The sequence below is a fragment of the Alloalcanivorax xenomutans genome (assembly GCF_900217905.1).
Classification (GTDB): domain Bacteria; phylum Pseudomonadota; class Gammaproteobacteria; order Pseudomonadales; family Alcanivoracaceae; genus Alloalcanivorax; species Alloalcanivorax xenomutans.
On sequence record NZ_OBMO01000001.1, the window covers coordinates 272,050 to 292,372 of the forward strand.

Annotated in this window: 17 protein-coding genes; 8 read left to right on the plus strand and 9 right to left on the minus strand. The window is 61.9% G+C overall.

Annotated elements, in window-relative coordinates:
• Positions 1–4 precede the first annotated feature (4 nt).
• A complete protein-coding gene (locus tag CRO06_RS01250; RefSeq protein ID WP_022993952.1) occupies positions 5–595 on the minus strand; it encodes a YqiA/YcfP family alpha/beta fold hydrolase in 591 nt (196 codons plus the stop codon).
• A gap of 168 nt (positions 596–763) precedes the next feature.
• Here CRO06_RS01250 and CRO06_RS01255 point away from each other — a divergent pair, with 168 nt between their 5' ends.
• A complete protein-coding gene (locus CRO06_RS01255; protein ID WP_097057548.1) occupies positions 764–2,395 on the plus strand; it encodes a Na/Pi cotransporter family protein in 1,632 nt (543 codons plus the stop codon).
• Between the two features lie 10 nt (positions 2,396–2,405).
• Here the strand turns inward: CRO06_RS01255 and CRO06_RS01260 are convergent, their stop codons facing one another.
• A complete protein-coding gene (locus CRO06_RS01260) occupies positions 2,406–2,762 on the minus strand; it encodes a DUF1428 domain-containing protein (RefSeq protein ID WP_097057549.1) in 357 nt (118 codons plus the stop codon).
• 75 nt (positions 2,763–2,837) lie between these two features.
• The gene (locus CRO06_RS01265; protein WP_022993955.1) at positions 2,838–3,401 is read right to left on the minus strand and encodes a LuxR C-terminal-related transcriptional regulator; all 564 of its coding nucleotides are present in this window, start codon (positions 3,399–3,401) and stop codon (positions 2,838–2,840) included.
• Positions 3,402–3,565: 164 nt separating this feature from the next.
• Between CRO06_RS01265 and CRO06_RS01270 the strand changes: the two genes are divergently transcribed.
• The 7 genes from CRO06_RS01270 (at position 3,566) to CRO06_RS01300 (ending at position 11,194) form a co-directional block, all read left to right on the plus strand.
• Positions 3,566–4,750, plus strand: coding sequence for an acetyl-CoA acetyltransferase (locus tag CRO06_RS01270; RefSeq protein WP_022993956.1), 1,185 nt, complete (start codon positions 3,566–3,568; stop codon positions 4,748–4,750).
• 6 nt (positions 4,751–4,756) lie between these two features.
• Positions 4,757–6,280: a class I adenylate-forming enzyme family protein gene (locus CRO06_RS01275; protein ID WP_097057550.1), complete on the plus strand. Its 1,524-nt coding sequence runs from the start codon at positions 4,757–4,759 to the stop codon at positions 6,278–6,280.
• Positions 6,264–7,070 carry a 3-hydroxybutyrate dehydrogenase gene (locus CRO06_RS01280; RefSeq protein ID WP_097057551.1) on the plus strand — a complete coding sequence of 269 codons (807 nt, stop codon included), beginning with the start codon at positions 6,264–6,266 and terminating at the stop codon, positions 7,068–7,070. Before CRO06_RS01275 ends, CRO06_RS01280 begins: the two co-directional genes overlap by 17 nt.
• An 80-nt stretch (positions 7,071–7,150) precedes the next feature.
• Entirely contained in the window at positions 7,151–8,248 is a 1,098-nt protein-coding gene (dctP, locus tag CRO06_RS01285; RefSeq protein ID WP_244902749.1) for a TRAP transporter substrate-binding protein DctP, read from the plus strand.
• A 51-nt stretch (positions 8,249–8,299) separates the two neighbouring features.
• On the plus strand, positions 8,300–8,815 hold the full coding sequence (locus CRO06_RS01290) for a TRAP transporter small permease (protein ID WP_022993960.1): 516 nt from the start codon (positions 8,300–8,302) through the stop codon (positions 8,813–8,815).
• A 21-nt stretch (positions 8,816–8,836) separates the two neighbouring features.
• Positions 8,837–10,153 (plus strand): TRAP transporter large permease, encoded by a 1,317-nt coding sequence (locus tag CRO06_RS01295; RefSeq protein WP_026948541.1) that lies wholly within the window; start codon positions 8,837–8,839, stop codon positions 10,151–10,153.
• Positions 10,154–10,216: 63 nt separating this feature from the next.
• Positions 10,217–11,194, plus strand: a complete 978-nt coding sequence (locus CRO06_RS01300; RefSeq protein ID WP_244902752.1) for a zinc-binding dehydrogenase — start codon at positions 10,217–10,219, stop codon at positions 11,192–11,194.
• Between the two features lie 23 nt (positions 11,195–11,217).
• Here CRO06_RS01300 and CRO06_RS01305 read toward each other — a convergent pair whose 3' ends face one another.
• From CRO06_RS01305 to CRO06_RS01330, 6 genes are all read right to left on the minus strand, one after another.
• Complete coding sequence (locus CRO06_RS01305) at positions 11,218–11,916, minus strand: DUF3592 domain-containing protein (RefSeq protein WP_097057553.1); 699 nt, start codon at positions 11,914–11,916, stop codon at positions 11,218–11,220.
• Between the two features lie 71 nt (positions 11,917–11,987).
• The gene (locus CRO06_RS01310) at positions 11,988–12,554 is read right to left on the minus strand and encodes a hypothetical protein (protein WP_143247701.1); all 567 of its coding nucleotides are present in this window, start codon (positions 12,552–12,554) and stop codon (positions 11,988–11,990) included.
• Positions 12,555–13,001: 447 nt separating this feature from the next.
• Positions 13,002–13,397, minus strand: coding sequence for a hypothetical protein (locus tag CRO06_RS01315; protein ID WP_097057555.1), 396 nt, complete (start codon positions 13,395–13,397; stop codon positions 13,002–13,004).
• Positions 13,398–13,469: 72 nt separating this feature from the next.
• Entirely contained in the window at positions 13,470–13,754 is a 285-nt protein-coding gene (locus CRO06_RS01320) for a hypothetical protein (protein WP_063142365.1), read from the minus strand.
• Between the two features lie 58 nt (positions 13,755–13,812).
• Positions 13,813–14,904: a DUF6708 domain-containing protein gene (locus tag CRO06_RS01325; RefSeq protein ID WP_143247702.1), complete on the minus strand. Its 1,092-nt coding sequence runs from the start codon at positions 14,902–14,904 to the stop codon at positions 13,813–13,815.
• 62 nt (positions 14,905–14,966) lie between these two features.
• Positions 14,967–20,267 carry a T6SS effector BTH_I2691 family protein gene (locus tag CRO06_RS01330; protein ID WP_218839853.1) on the minus strand — a complete coding sequence of 1,767 codons (5,301 nt, stop codon included), beginning with the start codon at positions 20,265–20,267 and terminating at the stop codon, positions 14,967–14,969.
• Between the last annotated feature and the right edge of the window lie 56 nt (positions 20,268–20,323).

Genomic DNA, 20,323 nt, shown 5'->3' on the forward strand with positions numbered 1-20,323 from the left:
GACGTCACAGGCCGGACGTCAGGCGAATTCCACAAAAGCGCAACACTAACGGAATAAAGGCATCGAAGTCATCGAACCCGTGGCTGCCGCCCAATCCGCAGTAGCGGTGGCAGTCGGCATAGTATTCCCAGCCGTCGGTCCAATCCAGGGACTCATCCCCGGTTTGTGTCAGCAGCAGCAGGCGCTCGGGCTTGCTGACCTCCGGCACCTCGTAGCGCTTGAGTTCATCCAGCCAGGCCGGATCAAAGTCATAGGCCTGGCCGGTGTGATAGTTATGATTGATACCTGTGTATTTGTCCAGTAGTGCCCAGGGACGAACCGCCGGATTCACCAGCACCGCGGGCAAATCGTGGTGCTCCGCCAGCCAGGTGGCGTAGAAACCACCCAGGGACGACCCCAGCAGGGCCACCGGACCGGCACCGGCGATTTCCGCCTCCAGCGCGGCCATGGCCCGCTTGGGCTGCGGCTCCAGAGCCGGTATATGCAGGCGGTGCCCGGCGCCGGCGGCCTCGAACACTTGCCGCAGCAGCCCTGCTTTATGGGATTGCGGCGAGCTGTTGAAGCCGTGAATGTAGATCAATGAGGTTTCGGTCATGGTCTTCAGCCATTCATGATGTTTTACATCGGGCCGGCACGAACACCACCCGCCGAGCCGAACCAGGCTCAAGGCTCCCGAGTTTGCCAGTCAGCGTCAAGCACCCGGGGAACAACCGTGATATAACAAAAGCCACCGTCCCACGACGGCGTGACCAGGAGGGTCGCCATGCAGGTTCTGCTGCATCTGATGGCCGCCGTGGCGTTGCTGGTGTGGGGCACGCATATCGTGCGCACCGGTGTGCTGCGGGTCTACGGAGCCCGTCTGCGCCATTGGCTGAGTCATTATCTGGATCGTCGGCTGCTGGCCTTTGCCGCCGGCACGGGGGTCACCGCGCTGGTGCAAAGCAGCAACGCCAACGCGCTTCTGGTCAGCGGCTTTGTCGCCGACGGCCTGATGCCCCTCGCCACCGGTCTGGCAATTCTGCTTGGCGCCGATCTGGGCACCGCCCTGATGGCTCGCGTGCTCACGCTGGATCTGTCCTGGCTGTCCCCGCTGCTGCTGATCGTCGGCGTTCCGCTATTCCTGTCCCGCAAGCAAAGCAAGGCGGGGCAGCTGGCGCGGGTGGCGCTGGGATTGGGCCTGATGTTGCTGGCCCTGACGCTGATCATCGAGGCCATGGCGCCGGTGACCGAGGCTCGCGGCGTACGCGTTCTGTTCGAGTCTCTCACTGGTGATCTGCTGCTGGACGCGGTAGTCGGCGCGCTGTTCGCCATGTTGACCTATTCCAGCCTGGCGGCGGTCCTGCTCACCGCCACCCTGAGCGCGGCCGGTGTCTTGTCGCTGCCGGTGGCGCTGTGTCTGGTGATGGGCGCCACCGTGGGCAGCGGCGTGCTGGCTTTCCTCAACAGCGGCTTTTACCACACCGCCGGACGCCGCGTGGCCCTGGGCAGCCTGCTGTTCAAACTGGCCGGGCTGATTCTGATGCTACCCTTCGTCGATCTCACCGCGCGCTGGCTGACCACCCTGTCCTTCGCTCCCCAGGATCTGGTGATCGGCTTCTATCTGGCCTACAACGGCGGCCGCTGTCTGATCATGCTCCCGCTGACCGTGCCGATGGCCCGTCTGTGCCGGCTATTGCTGCCGGATCCGGCCACGCCCGAGCCGCGCCAGGGGCCTCGCCATCTGGACCCGCAGGCCCTTGATCAGCCGGCCCTGGCGCTGGCCAACGCCAGCCGCGAGGTGCTGGCCATGGGAGACCTGGTGGAAACCATGCTGGACGAGTTGGGGAACGCCATGCGCCGCGAAACCACTCGGCCCAAGGCCCCGCCGGAACCGTTGGACGACCAACTGGACAGCCTGCACACCGCGATCAAGCTGTACCTGGCACGGCTTCCCCGGGAGCGGTTGAGCCCGGACAGCCAGCGGCGCTGGAGCCAGGTGCTGGAAATGAGCATCAGCCTGGAGCAGGCCGGGGATCTGATCGAGCGTATGATGGAGAAAGTCCGTGATCGCAAGACCGCCCGGCGCCGCTCGTTTTCCCAAAGTGGTCTGCAGGAACTGCTGGAGTTACACGAACGGCTGCGGGCGAACCTGCGCCTGGGGCTGTCGGTGTTCCTCAACGACGATGAAGACAGCATCCGCCGCCTGCTGGAAGAAAAAAGCCGTTTTCAGGCACGCCAGCGGCAACTGGCCCACGCCCATCTGGAACGGCTGCGCCATCAGGTCGTGCAGAGTCTGGAAACCAGCTCTCTGCACCTGGATCTGCTGGGCGACATGAAACGGCTCAATTCCCTGTTCTGCGCCGCCACTCTGAAACCGGTGGACAGGGAGCGGCCAGCCGGAGAGTCGCGTTCGTAATAAACAGACTCTAAAGGCTCAACACCGGCCGGAATCCGCCCCACATCATCCGCTTGCCATCGAAGGGCATGGTGGCCGGATCCATGCCGGCGATGCGCGGATCCTTCATTACCTGCTCGTTGATGCGATCCCGCTCTTCCCGCGAGGCGTAGGTGATCCAGGAGAACACCACCACTTCTCCGGGCTCCAGTTTGACGCTCATGGGAAAAGAGGTGACTTCGCCGTCCGGCACGTCATCGGCCACGCATTCCACGTAATCGATGGCGCCGTATTCCTTCCACACCTCTCCGGCCTTGCGGGACATCTCCAGGTAAACGTCCAGGTTCTCTTTCGGTAAAGGCAGTAAGAAACCGTCCACGTAGTTCATCGTTATCTCCTAAGAGCCTGTTTAAGGTCTTTCCTGATCTGGTCGAACCGGCGGGCGCCGGATCGACATTCACGGCTATCTCAAAACGATGATTTTCGATACCAGCTCGGCGGTGTTCTTCGCTTCCAGTTTCTTCATCAGGCGGCCACGGTGGACCTCCACCGTGCGATGGGAAATACCCAGCTTGCGGCCGATCTCCTTACAAGTGAGTCCATTGACGATATAGGCGGAAATCTGCCGTTCCCTGGGCGTCAGTTTCACCGTCGCCTGGATCGGGTTATCGATGCGTTCGAAGTGCCACACCATCAGCTCGAAGGGCGACTCCGGCGTCAACGTGTAGCCGTTGGCGCGGGCCCAGAACACCTCACCGGAACGGTGCTGCATGAAGCGTTCATCGGAGTAGGAACGGTTGCGCTGCAACCAGCTCAGACAGCGGTCGCCGATGGCCTGAAAATCCGCCATGGAGGGGTACAAGCGCAGGATCAGCTGGCCCAGCAATTGTTCCCGGGAATAACCGAACAAGGCGTTGAAGGCTTCATTGAAATCCAGCATGGCCCGCTGCCGGGTAATCACCTGGGGCGCCGGCGAAACACGGAAAGCCAGACGTTCCAGATCCTCGGTGGTGACGGAATCGTGCATCGCGACACCTCTCGCAGTCAGGTCCCCGGAAGGCACTCTTAGTCACGTACGTAGTTGCACGAATAGCGGTACGGGACGGGAATGGACCACATTGTAAATAGAACCGGCGGTCTGGCAAGTGCCGGTACCGCGAACCCCGCGAACAAAAACAACACAGGTGCCTCATGACTCAGCAGGACCACTCCGTCTCCATCGTCGCCAGCGGTCATACCCGCTTCGGCCGCCTCAACGATGCCACCCTGGAAGACCTGATCGTCGAAGCCAGCCGCGAGGCGCTTGACGACGCCCGGGTGGACGCCAGCGACATCGATCAGATTTTCCTCGGCCATTTCAATTCCGGCATGGTCCCGGATGGCTTCCCCGCCTCGCTGGTATTGCAGGCGGATCCCGGACTGCGCTTCACTCCCGCCAGCCGCTGCGAAAACGCCTGCGCCTCCGGCGCCGCGGCGGTATTCGCCGGTATCAACGCGATCCGTTCCGGCGCCGCCGATCTGGTACTGGTGGTGGGCGCGGAGAAGATGACCGCCAACAGCACCGCCGATGTCACCCGTGCCCTGGCCGGCGCCGGCTATCAGAACGACCCGCGCGAAGCCGGGCTCAGTTTTCCGCAGGTATTCGGCGTCGCCGCCCGCGCCTACCAGGAGCGTTACGGCGATCCGCTGGCGGCCATGGCCCGCATCGCCGAGAAGAACCATGGCAACGCCATGGAAAACCCGCTGGCTCAGATGCACCGCCCGCTCAGCTTCGACGAGTGCAACACTGTCTCGGAGCAGAATCCGTTGATCGCCGATCCACTGCGGCTCACCGACTGCTCGCTGATCACCGACGGCGCCGCCGCCATCGTGCTCGCCTCGGCGGAACGGGCCCGGGACTTCCCCCGCCAGGTGGCGATCCGCTCGGCGGTGCAGGTGAACGATCTGCTGCCGATGAACAGCCGCGACTTTCTTGCCTTCGAGGGCCCGCGCCGGGCTTTGTCCCAGGCTTACCAGCAAGCCGGGGTGACCCTGGAGGATCTGCATTTCGCCGAGGTCCATGACTGCTTCACCATCGCTGAACTGTTGATCTACGAAGCCATGGGCCTCGCCCCCGCTGGCCAGGGTGCCCGGGCGCTGGAGGAGGGCACCGTGTTCGCCGACGGCCGCCTGCCGGTCAACCTGTCCGGGGGACTCAAGGCCAAGGGGCATCCGGTGGGCGCCACTGGCGTTTCCATGCACGCCCTGGCGTTCCGGCAACTCACCGGCCAGGCCGTCGGACGGGCCCGTGCTGGCGCCGAAACCGGCCTGATTTTCAACATGGGCGGCGCCGCGGTGGCCAATTACGCCTCGGTGCTGCAGGCGAAGAGGGCCTGATCACCGATGAATATCGCAAACTGGCTGCACGATCAGGCCCGCTGCCACCCGCAACGCCCGGCACTGTTTCACGGCGCCGAGCAGGTGGCGGATTACCGCACCTTCGCCGACCGCGCCGCCGCTGTCGGCGGCCTGCTACGGGAACACCACGGCGTGGTCCCTGGCGACCGGGTCGCGCTGTTCATGAAAAACGGCGTGGACTACCTGCCGCTGATGTACGGCATCTGGTGGAGCGGCGCCGTGGCGGTCCCCGTCAACGCCAAACTGCATGCCGCGGAAGCGGCCTGGATCGCTGGCAACGCGGAAAGCAAGCTGGTGATCACCGACGACGGCCGCACTTTCCAGGACTCGCCCCTGGAGAGCGGCGTCGAGCTGGCCGCCAGCGCTCTGATTGCCCGCGACACGCCAGCGGCCCGCACTCAACCTCCACATCCACGCCGCGCCGATGACCTGGCCTGGCTGTTCTATACCTCCGGCACCACCGGCCGCTCCAAAGGCGTCATGCTCTCCCACGGCAACCTGGTCGCCATGGCGCTGTGCTACCCGGTGGATGTGGAGCCGGTAACCGGGGACGACGCCCTGCTCTACGCCGCGCCCATGTCCCACGGCGCCGGCCTGTATAACTTCATCTTCGTTCGCGCCGGCGCCCGCCATATCCTGCCGGTCTCGCGAGGCTTCGATGCCGCCGAGGTGCTGGACCTGGCCCGGCGACTCGACCGGGTATCACTGTTCGCGGCGCCGACCATGGTCAAGCGGATGGTGGCGGAAGCGCGCCGCCAGGGCGAGCACGGAGAAGGCCTGAAGAGCGTGGTCTACGGCGGCGCGCCGATGTACACCGCGGACATTCGCGAAGCCCTATCCGTGCTCGGCCCGCGCTTCATCCAGATCTATGGCCAGGGCGAAAGTCCAATGACCATCACCGCCCTGGACCGGCGGCGTATCGCCGACCGCGACGCCCCGGACTGGGAACGCCACCTGGCCTCGGTGGGACGCGCGCAATCCTGTGTCGACGTGCAGGTGGTCGACGGGCAAATGCGCCCCCTTCCCCCGGGCGAGCCCGGTGAAGTGGTGGTACGCGGCCTCACCGTGATGGCGGGCTACTGGCGTAATGAAGACGCCAGCCGCGACACCCTGGTGGACGGCTGGCTGCGCACCGGGGATATCGGCTTCCTCGATGAGCAAGGCTTTCTGACCCTCACCGACCGCTCCAAGGATGTGATCATCTCCGGTGGCACCAACATCTATCCGCGCGAGGTGGAAGAAGTACTGGCGCAGCACCCGGCCATCAGCGAGGTATCGGTGATCGGTGAACGGGACCCGGAATGGGGTGAAATCGTGGTGGCCTTCGTGGTGGCCGACGATGTCCAGGCCGAGGACCTGAATCAATGGTTCAGCCAACGCATGGCCTCGTTCAAAAAACCCAAAAAATATTATTTTTGCGACGACCTGCCGAAAAACAGCTACGGGAAAATTTTGAAGACCGAGCTGAGAAAACAATTAGAGGTGCTGAGCGATGGAACAGTTTCTTGAAGGTAAAACCGCGCTGGTCACCGGTTCCGTACAGGGCATCGGCCTGGCCATCGCCAAAGCGCTTGGCCGGGCCGGCGCCCGCATCGCCGTGCATGGGCTGGCCGATCCCGATCAGGCGGCAAAGGCCTGCGCGGAAATTGAAGCCGCCGGCGCACCACAGGCCCGTTTTTTTGAGGCGGACATGCGCGAGCCCGAAACCATCGAGGCAATGATGGAAGCCATTGCCGAATGGGGTGGCGCCGACATCCTGGTCAACAATGCCGGCATCCAGCACACCGTTCCGTTGGCCGAGGCGACGCCCGCCATCTGGGACACGGTTCTGGCCATCAATCTTTCGGGCGCTTTCCATACCATGCGGCTGGCGTTGCCAACCATGGCCGACCGTGGCTACGGGCGGGTGATCAACATCGCCTCGGTCCACGGGTTGGTGGCATCGGTGCATAAATCCCCCTATGTGGCCTCCAAATTCGGACTGGTGGGGCTGAGCAAAGTCGCCGCCCTGGAATACGCCGACAAGGGTGACAGGGCATCCGGCGGCATCACCGTCAACTGCATCTGCCCGGGCTGGACGGAAACCACCATTCTTGAGCCGCAAATCAACGCCAGCGCCGCTGAACACGATGGCGACAGGGAAGCCGGCATCAGAAAAATGCTGGCCGAGAAACAACCTTCCGGCCGCATGTCCGCCCCCGACGAAATCGCCGAGCTCGCACTGTGGCTAAGCGCGCCGGTGGCTCACAACCTTACCGGCACCGCAATTCCGGTGGATGGAGGCTGGACGACACAATAAATATCGTCGCGCCTTTTCCGCGCCACCAAAGCCATGACACATGCCCACACAATAAACCTGACAACAACTGGAGAGAGATGATGACAATAAAAAGAAGGGATTTCCTCAAAGGCAGCGCCGCCCTGGCCGGCGCCGGCATGCTGGGCGGTTTGTCGGTACCAGCCTGGTCCGCCTCCGCCACCCGCATCAAGTTCGACACCTACATTTCCGAAACCGCCGGCCCTTCGCGCCTGGACAGCTGGTTTCTTGACGAACTGGAAAAACGCGCCGGCGACGCGGTGAAAATTCGCCGTTTCTGGGCCCAATCGCTGAACAAGGTCGGCGAGCATCTGGCGGCGGTCCGCGACGCCACGTCCGAAATGTCGCTGATTTCCCCCGGTTACTACCAGGCGGAACTGCCGGTGACCCGGGGCCTGGACTGGTATTTCCGCATGCAGCGTGCCGACGCCCTGCAGCTGGTGTGCCGCGACCTGTACCAGCAGTTCGAGCCGCTGCGTCAGGAGTGGGAGCAACGGCACCGCTCCAAGGTGATGTACTGGACCAACTGGTATTACGCCCCTCTGGTGACCCGCGAACCGATCCGCTCCCTGGAGGACATCAAGGGCAAACGGATCCGCGGCTACGGCGTGGCCACGGAAGTGATCGAGCGCCTCGGCGGCACCGCCGTGCCGATGGCGGCACCGGAAGTGTACACCGCCCTGGAACGGGGTGTTCTGGACGGCGTCTACGGTTTCGATTTCATGACCTCCATTGCTTACAAACTGCATGAGATCGCGCCCTATTTCACCGACCTGGGCGACGGCCCTCATGCTCCCGCCGCCACCATAATGAGCATGAGTACCTGGAACGAACTGCCGGACAAGGTGCAGGGTATCTGCAACGAGCTGGTGGAAGAGATTTACGCTGGCAAGTACACCGAAATCTACGGTGCCACTTCCCGGGAGTATGTGAAAACCGCGCTCAAGGAAGGCGCCAAATTCTCCTCACTCAGCGATGCCGAAAAAGCCGAAGCCAAGGCCCTGATCCAACCGACCCAGGTGGAGGGCTGGATCGAACGGGTAGCCAAACCGGCCAACATCGATGGCGCCAAGATGCAGGCGCTGGTGGACGCGGCCATCGCCAGGCACGATGCCAACGGTACCCTGGAGCGGCCTATAGAACTGGCGGCGGAGCTGTAAAGCTCCGCCCCTGCCGGCATCGCATCGGATGACAACAATAACGAGGCAATCATGACCTTCCTTGAACGGCCATTCCGGGCCCTGGCCAATGTGTTTGGCGGCGTGGCACTGGTTTCGCTCGCCTTTCTGATGGTGGCGATCACCCTGGACGCCACCGTCCGCTCGCTGATCGACCGGCCGATCACCGGCATCTTCGAGCTGTCGGAAATCGCCCTGGTGCTGATCGTGTTCCTCGGCCTGGGCTGGACCCAGATGGAGCACGGCCACATTCGCGTGGATGCGCTGGTTAAATTGGCACCGGTGCCGGTGGCCCGGGCCATGAACGCCTTTTCTTGGGCCGCCGCCGCGCTGGCCCTGGCCTTGCTGACCTGGCCTTCGACGCTGGACGCCATTCATTCGTTCCAGATCAAGGAGTTCCGCTGGGGCTATATCGAGTTCCCGATCTGGTGGGCGAAGATCGCCCTGGCTATCGGCCTCTGGTTCGCCACCGCGCAAATGCTGTTGTATTCCGGCCTGGCTCTGCTGGGCCGGGACCAGCCTTCCACGCCAGACCCGCACACCGACTGACAGGCCAATGAGAGACCCGCTATGGATGAAATGACCGCTACCCTGCTGGCCATTGGCCTGGTCTTCGTGCTGTTGGCCACCGGCGTGCCCGTCTTTGCTTCGCTGGCCCTGGCCGGCGTTGCCGGCGTGGTGATGGTGGAAGACCTGGATTTCGCACTGAACCGGCTCAAGGCTTTCTCTTACACCCAGACCGCAGTCTATCTGCTGACCGTGATCCCGCTGTTTATTCTGATGGGCAACTTCGCGCAAAAAGCCGGCGTCGGGCAGAGACTGTTCAGCGTGGCGCGCAAATGGGTCGGCCAGCTACCCGGCGGCCTGGCCATCGCCAGCGTGCTCACCAGCGCCGGCTTCGCCGCCACCTCCGGTTCCAGCGTGGCCACCGCCGCCACCGTCGGCGCCGTCGCCATTCCGGAAATGAAACAGGCCGGTTACGACCGCCGGCTGAGCACCGGCGCGGTGGCGGCCGGCGGCGTACTGGGCGTGCTGATTCCGCCGAGCGTGCTGCTGATCTTCTATGCCGCCCTCACCGAAGTGTCCGCCGGCGCCATGCTGGTGGCCGGGGTACTGCCCGGTTTGCTGTCCACCCTGGTGTTCATCGCCGGCATCGTTGTGGTCAGCAAAAAGATCATGCCCGGTCGCCACCAAACCCAGCCTCGTTATGGCTGGGGAGAACGCTTTGCCTCCCTGGGCGACGCCTGGCAGGTGATCGTGTTGTTCGTGGTGGTGCTCGGCGGCATTTACCTGGGCTTCGTCACCCCCACCGAAGCCGGGGCGATCGGCGCCTTTGCCGCCTTCCTGATGCTGCTCTGCTCTCGGCAGGCCCGTGCCAACCTCGGCGGCAACCTGAAGGACAGCTTCCGCTCCTCGATCAGCACCACGGTGATGATCCTGATGACCATGCTCGGCGCCGGCATCTTCAGCTACTTCCTCACCCTGGTGGGCGCGCCGCAATACATTGTCGAGGCCGTCACCACCGTGGACCTGCCGCCGCTGCTGATCATCGGCCTGCTGCTGTTGATCTATCTGCCGCTGGGCATGTTCCTGGATGCCTTCTCCATGCTGGTGATCACCCTGCCCATTCTGTTCCCCACGGTGCAATCACTCGGTTTCGACCCGCTCTGGTTCGGTATTCTGGCGGTGAAAATGTGCGAGATCGGCTTGATCACCCCACCGGTGGGCCTGAACGTCTATGTCACCGCCGGCATCGACCGCGACACCCCACTGGTGGACGTGTTTCGTGGTGCCGGCTGGTTCATGATCATGGAAGCGGTCACCACCTTGCTGATTTTCTTCTTTCCGGTCATTGTCACCTGGTTGCCCGCCAACATGCTCGGCTGAAGGACGAATCATTGGAGGCCGAAAAAAGCAGCGCTCAATCACAGGAGAGATGCCGTGAAAGCCATGATCATCGATCGTTCCGGCGCGACACCGGCCATCCGGCAAGGCGACATCGAGCCCCCTTCCCGGGCCAGGGGACAGGTGCTGATCCGGGTCCAGGCTGCTTCGGTGAACCGCGCCGATCTGGCGGTTCTGGCTGGCACCCATGCCGCTCCCGGAGCCGCCGGCGCCCCCGCCGTGGTGGGTCTGGATGCCGCCGGTACCGTCGTCGAAGCCGATGAGGACAGCGCATTCAGCGTCGGCGACCGGGTGATGACCATGGTGGGCGGCGGGCTGGCGGAGTATGTCGCCATTGATTCGCGCTTCCCGGTGCCCCTCCCGGACTCGTGGACGTTCGAGGAAGGCGCCGGTGCCATAGTTGCCCTGATGACCGAACACAACGCGCTTCGTACCGCCGGGCGGCTGCGCGACGGCGATGCCGTACTGATCAATGCCGCCAACTCCGGGGTCGGTCAGATGGCGATCCAGATTGCGCGACATCTGGGCGCCGGGCGGATCATCGCCGACGTCCGCACCCACCGGGAAGACGCCCTGCTCACCACGCTCGGCGCGGACACCATCCTCAATACCGGCTCCGGCGAATTCGCGGAGCAGGTACTCGACGCCAGTGACGGGCAGGGCGTGGATATCATCATCGACCATGTGGGCGGCCCCTATCTGGCGGACCACATCAAAGCCGCGGCGCTACAGGCGCGCCTCATCGGCGTGGGCCGTCTCGGCGGCGCCGAAGGCACCCTGGACATGGAGGCTCTGGCCTTCAAGCGGGTGGAAATCATTGGCGTGACGTTCCGCACCCGTAGTCTGGAAGAGAAGGTCCGCATCGTCGAGGCAATGCGTGAGGATCTGGACAACGCCCTGGCCGCGGGGAAGCTGAAGCCGCGTATTGACCGGGTGCTGCCTTGGACGGAAGTGCGTTCGGCGCAGACCCTGGTGGCCGGCAATGACCACCTGGGCAAGGTTATCCTCCAGGTCGGGACTTGATCATCCGGCGGCCCCGGTCGTGGTTATTTCGGAGACCTGGGCAGGAACGACAAATCCATGTGATAACGGCGAGGATCGTCACGCCCGATGAACACCGGCACGATCACGTCCTGCAAATAAGCGGAAGGGTCGTACCATAAGTAATCGCTGAGAAAACGGCGGCTGTCCCCGCTCAACGGATCGCGTCCTCGTGTCACCACCCGATAAGGATGGCGATACTGCATCTTCATCGAAGTCACATGCTCCACGCGCTCCAGTTCGGTCTCGATCCGCCGCCCTTCACGCATCAAGGTCGCCACCCGGCGCCGCTTTCGCCGGCCGGCCGCAATCCAGATGCCACCGATCAAAAGGAATACCGGTCCGATCAACCCTCCGATTATCGAACCGCCCCAGAGCGCAAAGAAATCATCAACCCGAGCCTCCGCGGGCCGGGCCGGCGAATACAGGATCGGCATGGCATCGCCTATCCGCGCTCCAGCACAACGCGTTCCTGCTCTGGTGGAAAACTCGATTGGGCGTCCGTCCTCCGTACGAAACCGCACCACCCATTCGCATACGGTCTTTTCGTCCATACGCCGCTCACGAACATTCTCCAGCACCCCTTGCCCTGATACCGCCTCCTTCATGAAAGAGGCAGTGTCCAGATACAGCACGACCGCCATAACAATCGCGGCGAAGCCAAAAACCGCAAAAAAGTATTTAAAGAGTTCGCGAACTGTCATGATTCAACCGCACCCGCACTGCGACATCCTTGCCTCAATTCCCGTCTTCTCATATCCACCGTGCTCCGCCCTCAGCGTATCTCTCCGGAGCGAATTTTTCTCACCACCGCCGCCAGCTCCGGGCTCGATATCTGCCGAGCGCCCCAAAGCAGTTCCCGCTTGCTCAGTTGCTTCTTGCGATACAACCTTTCCAGATGACCGGCGAAATCCCTGTCACTCATACCCGGCTCACGATGAGCCATTACTACTTCAAACGCACGCAGCCAACGATAAATGAACCCGTATACAATAACCGTGGACAAAAGCGAGACGGTCATTACGACAAAGAGAACGACATCCACCGGCTTGCCAAGCCAGAGTTTGACACCATCCCAAAGAAACACCCCCAGACACAACAGAAAAACAGCCAGGAGCCCCCATGTGACCGAGGCCGGGGTTCGCCGATAAACAACGGGGGCTTTCCGTGGATCCAGAGGCGGCTTATCCGGTCCCGCAAAGAACCAGTCGTGATGTGCCTGACAACAGAAGAGGCGGCCGTTCTCGCTGGCGACGGCTTTATCCGTGGTCACTTTCTTGTTGCAGGCGGCGCATTTCGGGGAAGTCCTGAGCACGCACTCCCTTCCTTTGGTGAACATCATGCGCCTTATTGAAACACAGGGCGGCGATGGGCGCCGGTCGACGCCCATGGTCTTTTTACCAGAAAAATGAGAATTGATCGTCCATCGGAAAAAAACTGCCCGATAGTCCACCCAGGATACGAGCGAAGACCAGAACACTTCCCTCGTCGCTCAATGAAACAAACCCACCTCACGGCAGCCACTGAGAGCCGGATTCCTCTTCGGCAGGCGCGTCCGGATCATAATCCTTGGGCATCCAAAGGTCTGCGTTCAGATACAAACGGCGACAGGTTTCCGGATCATAATCTTCCGCTGTGGTCAGTTTTGGGATGGGTTTTCCGGGTTGACCGGCCTCACGGATAATTTTGGGCCAAAGCCCACCAGGGTCAGGTCCTGCCTTTTGCCATCCTCCGATGGGCTTTCTTCGAAAAAAGCAAAAGACAAGACCCCATTAGCTCGCAAGTCCCGTCAGACAAAGAACATGCTTAGTAGCCCCCCTAAGTAATGGGCAAACACCAGCGCAATGCCCACGTATGCACCAACAATTGGCGTGGTAAGCTCAAATAACCAATGCGTCAGAAGCCAGCCCACCGCGAACAGTGCAACAAACCAAAGGACACCAAATAAGCCCGCAAATATCGAACCCGCCAGGAAGATTCCCAGGCTCCCTGCTACGGCTAGCCAAATGGGTTCGTCCAGCTCATCGGTGATTTTCAGCACGAATAGCACCGCCAGAACCGCTGCCACCGCCCTACAAAGATAAGCAATCAGCCGAACCGGATCATGGTAGATATAAGCCAACGGCAACAGACCGATGATCAGAAGCGGAAGCAGAACCCACTTGAGACTGGGGTTAGTATACATTCAACACCTTCCAATGGTTTTAATAGGAAATCATCCATAATCCGACTTTTACGGTGTGCCATAATACGAGACTCAGAATAGGCCGACCGCGTACGAACAATCTTTAATCACCAAAACCAGCGCCATTATCAAAAGAACCAGCAGCGCCATCATTTTTTTCTTCCAACGGGACATTTCTGCTTCAGTGGGCTCACGAAAGTTATCCTGCTCCCCGCCCTCCGACTTCCCGTCATCTTCAGAAGGCCCTTCGTCCGTTTCCTTCAGTGAAGCGGTATCAGCTTGCAAAGAGCGTACCAGCCAAAACAGCAGACCAAAGACCACTATATAGGGCAACGTATTGACCAGAAAACTATCCATGTTTTCTCCTTTTGTATTTTCGGGTGATCGACTTTAACTACCAGTGTGCCTATGGCAGCTATTGAGAATCTGACGGCTCATCCGGGTTATCATTTTCAGCGATGCCATCATGGCCCTTCGGCGTCCATAAGTCCGCATTCAAATACAAACGGCGGCAGGTTTCCGGATCATAGTCTTCCGCCGTAGTCAGTTTGGGAATAGGTTTGCCGGGTTGGCCGGCTTCGCGGATGACCTTCGGCCAGCGAGGTTCCCAGCACAGCAGTTGGGAGAGCCAGTTGGCCAGTCCCAGCGTCAGAAGGGCGGGACTGATGATCACCAAAGCCACCAACATTAACAGCCGGCCCAGGAGCCGTTTGCCGATTTGCTGCGTATCCAGAGCAGAACCCGAAGACGGTTGCCCTTCCCGTCGCCCCAACAACAGCCCCAGCATTCCACCGAAAACGGGTCCGAAGGCGTGCCAGGGCAGGGGCCATTTACTGTGGATACGCGGCTGAGGCAAACCTTCCGGCCCTTCCTCCATGTAGCGGCGGATGAATTCCCATTCGTCACGCATGGGGCCACTGGTGGCGCAGGCTTTGCCGACAAAGCACAGGTCCATATTGGGACGGCCTGGCTGTGGCGGCCAAGCCAGCAATATAGGGAAACGAGTGCCACCGGCATCCACTTCCGCCACAAACTTCCCCCAGGGTAAAACCGTTACCCCTCCCGCGTACTTGGGCCGATGGAGATAAACTTGCTGGGTTTTACGATTGAAGCGGACCAAAAGACGACGCTGGGTGAGCATTTCGAAACGGGTGATTTGAAAGCCGTATTTGACATAAAGCCAAGTGAATACTCCAGCAAGAACCACTTCAAAAATGACGGCGAGAAGCCATGAAAAGCTTGGTGTCGATATGAACTTAAACAGAGCGATAAACGATAAGTGAAAAAAACCAATTGTGATATACACGAAAAATAACGATACAATGGTAACCAGCCCCCGTGCATATTCCATGCACCCCGCCCGCATTTCCAGATGTGTGTCGTTATAGGCGTACACCGGACTGCGAAGGCGGGGCGAGTCGCTAACTGGGGCCGACCGGGTTTGCTCCATCTCTTCGGGAACGGCACTGAAATCCTTGGGCATGTACTTGTCGATCTTACCACGCATGGACAAGCTGCTATCATGCTCAGCCACCGCCACACGCCAGTACATCCACTCAATTAGATACATTAGCGCGTTACCATTTCAATCGCCATCAACAGTTCCGTCATTTCCTCTTTGAAGTCATCATAGCCGTCTCCGCTGTTCTTGCGGAACACGCTCCTGTCGCACCACGCCTCTAAATCATCCGGTCGAAGCACCTCTATGGCTACGGTAGCACCAAATACGACAGGCCCGCCGATCTTAAGGACGTTCCCCAGAAACGCCTGTATGGTTCCGCGAGCCAAAAAGGCGGAAGTTTCAAGGCCGGCCTCCCAGGCGATACGCCCGAATGTAGATGTAGATCGCTTTGCCATGGTCTCGAAGAACGGCTTGGCCGCCGCCATGGCCATACCGCCTTCGCCGGCAATCAAAGCAGCGCCTGACGCAACTCGGGCGCTGTAAGCGATCCCCAAAAGAGGTCTCTCTTCACCAAAAGCAGTTCCTGCTTCCGTGTAGTCCATACCCACCCATATCCCACCGGCCACTGCCGCCAGGGTACCGGACGCCAAACGCAGCCCACCATGAACTATCCGCCCCGCCTGAGCGGTACGCGACACCTCATTAAAGCTGGTGGCCGCCAGCTCCGCGCCGGCGGCCAGAAGACGGGTTCCGGCGGCAGTCACCACCAAGCCCGAGGCGGCCAAATCCCAGGCGTTGGCCTCCGGGCCTTCCTGGCGTGCCTTCATGAAGAACCCGATGCCTTCCAGGAACAACAAGCCACCATAGAGCCGAGTCTGGTAGAAGTTGCTGTGCTTGCTGTTGGCCATCTGCTTGAGCAGAGCCTCATCCACGTTGTCTTGAACGCTGCGTTGAAGCTGTTTCGATGACATCGCGGCCTGCTGTTGGCGGCGCAGCCCCTTCCGTGAGTCGCCAAGTTTCCCTGTCTTGGCTTTGTACGCCAGTTGCTCCTCTTTCAGCTTCATCGCTTCCTTGCCGATGGTAGCCCGCATCAGGGCTCCCAGCCCCTTCGCCATGGCCTTGTCGGCCAGATTCGGCGAATTCATCCGCAGCAGCGATTGTCCCAGGCTCACTTGCCACGCCAGCGCCGCTCCTAGAGCCACTTGGCCTTCCATCGCCGCCGCGGCGCTGTCCAATCGCTCAAAATAACCCAATAGATCCTTGACCGGGGTGATAGGATCCAAGGAAGAGGCGTCTGGATCCGGAGGACTGATCAACAGGGCTTGAACCGTTTTCTGGATCGGCGTCTGGTTGAAGGCGTAGCTGCGCAGGGCCAAGTTAGTGGACGTTATACTCCGGGCCGCCCACCAGTCATCCAAAAGCTGCCGCCCACTCATACAGCCTGTCAAGCCATGGACACACAGCCCGGTTTGGGCGGCGAAGCGCAAGCCATCATCGTCCGACTCTGGGTCATAGGCGTGCAGAGCCCCTTGCAGGTAATCGCTTTGCAGTACCGCAATCTGTTCCGGGGCCCGGCGTTCCATTTCCGTTTCGGCGTCCTGGCTGTGCTGGGCGAAGACGGTATGCACCTGATCCATCTTGTCCGTATTCAGGCGAGACAGATACTCCTGCTCGAACTCCGCTTTATAGGCCGCCTGGCGCTCGGGCGTGTATTCCCGGTCCTGGGCCTGTTCTTCGGTTTCCTGTCGGCGCTGCAGGATCAGCTCCCTGCTCTGAGCGAGTTGATCGGCGTACTTCTCTTCAAAAACACGATCACCATGGACGCGTCGCAGTTGCCGCTCTCGCGCCTCCAATTGATGCAGGCGGACATCCATACTGCCGTGGGCGGCTTCCCATACGCGCACGTCCTGGCCAACCCTGCCCTCGGCCTTCTGCCCCGCATATCCCTCATGCAGTTGTTCGATCTGCTGCTGGATCTGGACCTTCCAGTCGTTGCTGACGCCTTGCTCGTCCTCTTCCTGAAGCCAATCGTGCAGCGGGTCCAGGGCGGCGTTACGCCAGGCGTTCAGGGTCTGGGCGGCGCCGAGGGCGTCGTTCAGGGCCAGAACGGCGCCGTGGGTGGAGACCGCCTGGGTGACGGTGGTCAGAGTGCCCTTCAGCACACCGACGTTGGCGTACTGAATCAGGCCCTGGTCATCCGCCAGCCAGGCGGGGGCGAAGGGGTCTTGCGTCAGCGCCTGTTGCAGGGCCGGATTGCCGTCAAGGCACGCCTCGGTCACCGCGTTGCCGATCTGCTCACCGTGCAGGGTATCAAGCTGGGAGGTTTGGCCTTCGGCCCATTCCTTCGGCGAGAAGGTTTGCCAATAGCCTTTGGCGGTATAGTCGTCGGCGTTTTCTTCATAATCCGCTTTGCGGGCGCCGGTGAGCGGGTCCGGGGTGAACAACCACCATGAGCGTTCAACGGTTTCCGCTTTTTCGATCTCCACCGCCAGGGTATTGGGCGTCACGGGTTCGGGCTGGGCCGGTGCTTTTGGCGCCTCACCCTCAAACCGGGTCAGGTCACCGTTGGGCTTCACCTGATAATGCTGCCATTCCTTCCGGCCGCCCCGGTCCAGCAGTACGTACAGATAGCCTGCCCTCAATAATCTCAGTGTCTCCCGGGATTGGGACAATGAGGTGGGAGGAACAAGCTGTTTCGGCAGTTGAGGCGCGTGCTCGGCCAAGGCCCCCGTAGCCACGGCGTGACGCACAGGCAGAATCGTGAGCGTCAGCGTCTCCATCATTTCCTGTTCGGTGGTTTCCTCTTCCTCATCTTCCCACTCGACATCCGCCAAACGCTGCGGAGCCAGGGGCGCTTTAGCGGTCAGGGAGGGCGCCAGCCCGGCCACTTTTTTTGCCAAGGGAGCGAAGGAGAACAAACCCGCGGGCAACGCGGGAAGGCTGGTGTTGCCCGATTGCCCGCCTTCCAACGATTTGATCGAGCCTTTTACAGTAAAGGTCCCCGGGCAGCGGAAGGTGATGTTGGCGCCGTCGAGGACGATTTCGGTCTGGCCGCTTTGCAGGGTGATTTTTTCCTTGGCGAGGACGCTGACCTTGCCTTCACTGCTGCTGGCGGTGACGGCCTGGTCGGCGAGCAGTTCCAGCGGCCCGCCGTTGGCCTGCAGGGAGACCGGGCCGTTTTCGCTGATGACTTTGAGCGGGCCTTTGTGGCTGTAGAGGCCGGCGCTGCCGCCGCTGGCCAGGGCGAGATTATCGCCGGCGCTGATGTGGCCGTCGCTCTGGGTGGTGATGTGCAGGTGCTCGCCGGCCATGGCGGCGGCGCTTTTGTCGCTGTTGAGGACGATGTGATCCGGGCTTTCCAATACCAGTTTCGGATCGGCGAAGGTTTCCACTGGCTGGTCGCTGTCTTCACGGCTGCCGGGCCTCGGCTTGAGCGGCGACTGGCCAGCCACCGGAGCGGTGTAGCGACCGTCCACTTGCGGGTCCAGAGCTTCACGGAAGGCGGTTTGCGCGGCATTGCCGGCCAGGCCCGGCGCGCCGGCGGCGGTGGCGGCGTCATGCAGGGCCTGGGCGGTGCGTTCCGCGCCTTTGAGCTGGGCCACCGCTTCGTTCATTTCCATCTGGGTGCCCTGGCCCTTGGCCTTGGCGCTGGCCGATATCAGCAATCCACGGCCGGTGCGCACGGTGGTCCAGGCCTGGGTGGCCAGTTCCCAGCCCTGGCCGCGCAGGGCGCCACGCCGGGTGGGTCCCGGGGTGACGCTGTAATCCACCAGATAGCCCAGCCCCAGGCCACTGCGGGCCAGGCTGGTTTCCAGCCGCACACTCACTTGTTTCGGGGTGTCATCCAGCAACAGGCGCTGCAGGGTCGGGCTGTGATCGCCCTGGCCGTCGTGCTCCCGGGTTTGCAGGCCACTGACGGTGCCGGCGTGGTTGGTACCGTCTTCCTGGGCGACACCGAACGGCGGCTTCACTTCGCCGTTGTAGAGTTGGCCGATGACTACTGGCTGGTCGATGTCCCCCTGGCGGAATTCCACCAGTACCTCGCTGTCGACCCGGGGCAGGAAATTGCCGCCCCAGTTGGGACCGGCCAGGGCTTCCGCCACCGGCACCCAGATACCGGAAGAATGGTCTCCCGGAGCATGGCCGGGGTGCTGCCCTCCGGTGTCGTCAAGGCTGCCGGGATTGGGCGCCGTACCGCGCTGCCAGGCGTATTGAATACGCACCTGGTGATCGCGGTTGCTGGTGACGGCATCGCCGGGCATGCCCACCACCCGCGCCACCAGCGGCCCGCCCACGGTGGGTTTGGGGCGGTATAGCGGCGCGATCGGGGTGGTCGCCGGCACCGCCAGGAAGGTGTTGCGGTACTGACCGGCCTTGAGGGTATCGTCGCCGAGCAGTTCGCCGGCGTGGGCCAGGTTGTTCACGGCGGCGTGTTCCACCGCCAGGGCCAGATAGGGCCCCTGGTCACAACGGGGATGGCCGCTCAGGGTAAACGCCTCGCCGGCCGCGAGAGTGCGGGAGCGGCCCTCACCGCGGTGCACACGCCGCAATACCCGCAGCGCGTCGAGATGATGGCGGGCGCTTTGTTCCGCCTGATCGGCGCCGTCGAAGCGGGCATCCTGGCGGTGCCAGTAAACTTCCCGCACCGGCAGGCCATCCGGGTCGGCTTCCTCGGCACGACCGGTAACGGTGCGCACCTTGCCGCTGTGCCAGCTGGCCACCTGCACCGCGTTGGGGGTCAAGCGGGTGCCGTCGGTGAAGCGGGTGATCGCGGCCCGGCCTTCTTCGGAAAGGTCGTTATGAAAATGCAGCGGCGCGGCCTCGGGATGTCTGGCATGGCGATCGAAGATCACCAGGGTCACCGGCGCGCCAGAATCGCCCTCCCCCTCGTCCTGGCGATGCTCGAAACGCCAGGCCAGGCCACACTCGGCCATCAGCCGCCGCACGAAATGCCAGTCACTTTCCCGGTACTGGGTGATCATCGGCCGCCGCGGCAACGGATCCATCAGGTCGAACCGCACGGCACCGTCGGGGTACTCCGCGAACACCTGCTCCAGCACTTCCCGAACGGTACATTGGGGAAACACCAGGCTGTTAAGCCGCTGCTCCAGCCACCAGGTCCAGGGCGCCACGGTGAGCTCACAGCGAGGCAGGCCATCCATATCAACGAAGTGGTGGCCGTCCACGCAGACACCGTGCCAGCGCCGCCAGCCACCGTCGGCACGGCGCAGGGATAAGGTCAGGGGCTGACCGATCAGGGCGTCGAGAAAGCCGTCATCACGGCGATCGGAACCGGAGATGAAGCATTGCAACTGGAAACGATAGTCGCCACAGAGTTCCTCCCGGCCACGGAAGCGCTCCACCACCAGACCATCCACTGGAGCATCCAGTTCGATCAGGCGCTGGTCTTGCAGAGGGTTGGCCAGGGAGGCCAATAGGTCGCGGGCGAGGGATTGGGCATCGATCATGGAAAGTCCTTTTCCAGGAGGCGGGTCCTGTCTTAGCCTCCCGCCGAATCCGCAGA

What these genes read in the sequence shown, in the direction of transcription:
- CRO06_RS01250 (WP_022993952.1), bottom strand. Translation starts at nt 595, where the DNA reads ATGACCGAAACCTCATTGATCTACATTCACGGCTTCAACAGCTCGCCG.
- CRO06_RS01255 (WP_097057548.1), top strand. Translation starts at nt 764, where the DNA reads ATGCAGGTTCTGCTGCATCTGATGGCCGCCGTGGCGTTGCTGGTGTGG.
- CRO06_RS01260 (WP_097057549.1), bottom strand. Translation starts at nt 2,762, where the DNA reads ATGAACTACGTGGACGGTTTCTTACTGCCTTTACCGAAAGAGAACCTG.
- CRO06_RS01265 (WP_022993955.1), bottom strand. Translation starts at nt 3,401, where the DNA reads ATGCACGATTCCGTCACCACCGAGGATCTGGAACGTCTGGCTTTCCGT.
- CRO06_RS01270 (WP_022993956.1), top strand. Translation starts at nt 3,566, where the DNA reads ATGACTCAGCAGGACCACTCCGTCTCCATCGTCGCCAGCGGTCATACC.
- CRO06_RS01275 (WP_097057550.1), top strand. Translation starts at nt 4,757, where the DNA reads ATGAATATCGCAAACTGGCTGCACGATCAGGCCCGCTGCCACCCGCAA.
- CRO06_RS01280 (WP_097057551.1), top strand. Translation starts at nt 6,264, where the DNA reads ATGGAACAGTTTCTTGAAGGTAAAACCGCGCTGGTCACCGGTTCCGTA.
- dctP (WP_244902749.1), top strand. Translation starts at nt 7,151, where the DNA reads ATGACAATAAAAAGAAGGGATTTCCTCAAAGGCAGCGCCGCCCTGGCC.
- CRO06_RS01290 (WP_022993960.1), top strand. Translation starts at nt 8,300, where the DNA reads ATGACCTTCCTTGAACGGCCATTCCGGGCCCTGGCCAATGTGTTTGGC.
- CRO06_RS01295 (WP_026948541.1), top strand. Translation starts at nt 8,837, where the DNA reads ATGGATGAAATGACCGCTACCCTGCTGGCCATTGGCCTGGTCTTCGTG.
- CRO06_RS01300 (WP_244902752.1), top strand. Translation starts at nt 10,217, where the DNA reads ATGATCATCGATCGTTCCGGCGCGACACCGGCCATCCGGCAAGGCGAC.
- CRO06_RS01305 (WP_097057553.1), bottom strand. Translation starts at nt 11,916, where the DNA reads ATGACAGTTCGCGAACTCTTTAAATACTTTTTTGCGGTTTTTGGCTTC.
- CRO06_RS01310 (WP_143247701.1), bottom strand. Translation starts at nt 12,554, where the DNA reads ATGATGTTCACCAAAGGAAGGGAGTGCGTGCTCAGGACTTCCCCGAAA.
- CRO06_RS01315 (WP_097057555.1), bottom strand. Translation starts at nt 13,397, where the DNA reads ATGTATACTAACCCCAGTCTCAAGTGGGTTCTGCTTCCGCTTCTGATC.
- CRO06_RS01320 (WP_063142365.1), bottom strand. Translation starts at nt 13,754, where the DNA reads ATGGATAGTTTTCTGGTCAATACGTTGCCCTATATAGTGGTCTTTGGT.
- CRO06_RS01325 (WP_143247702.1), bottom strand. Translation starts at nt 14,904, where the DNA reads ATGCGTGGTAAGATCGACAAGTACATGCCCAAGGATTTCAGTGCCGTT.
- CRO06_RS01330 (WP_218839853.1), bottom strand. Translation starts at nt 20,267, where the DNA reads ATGATCGATGCCCAATCCCTCGCCCGCGACCTATTGGCCTCCCTGGCC.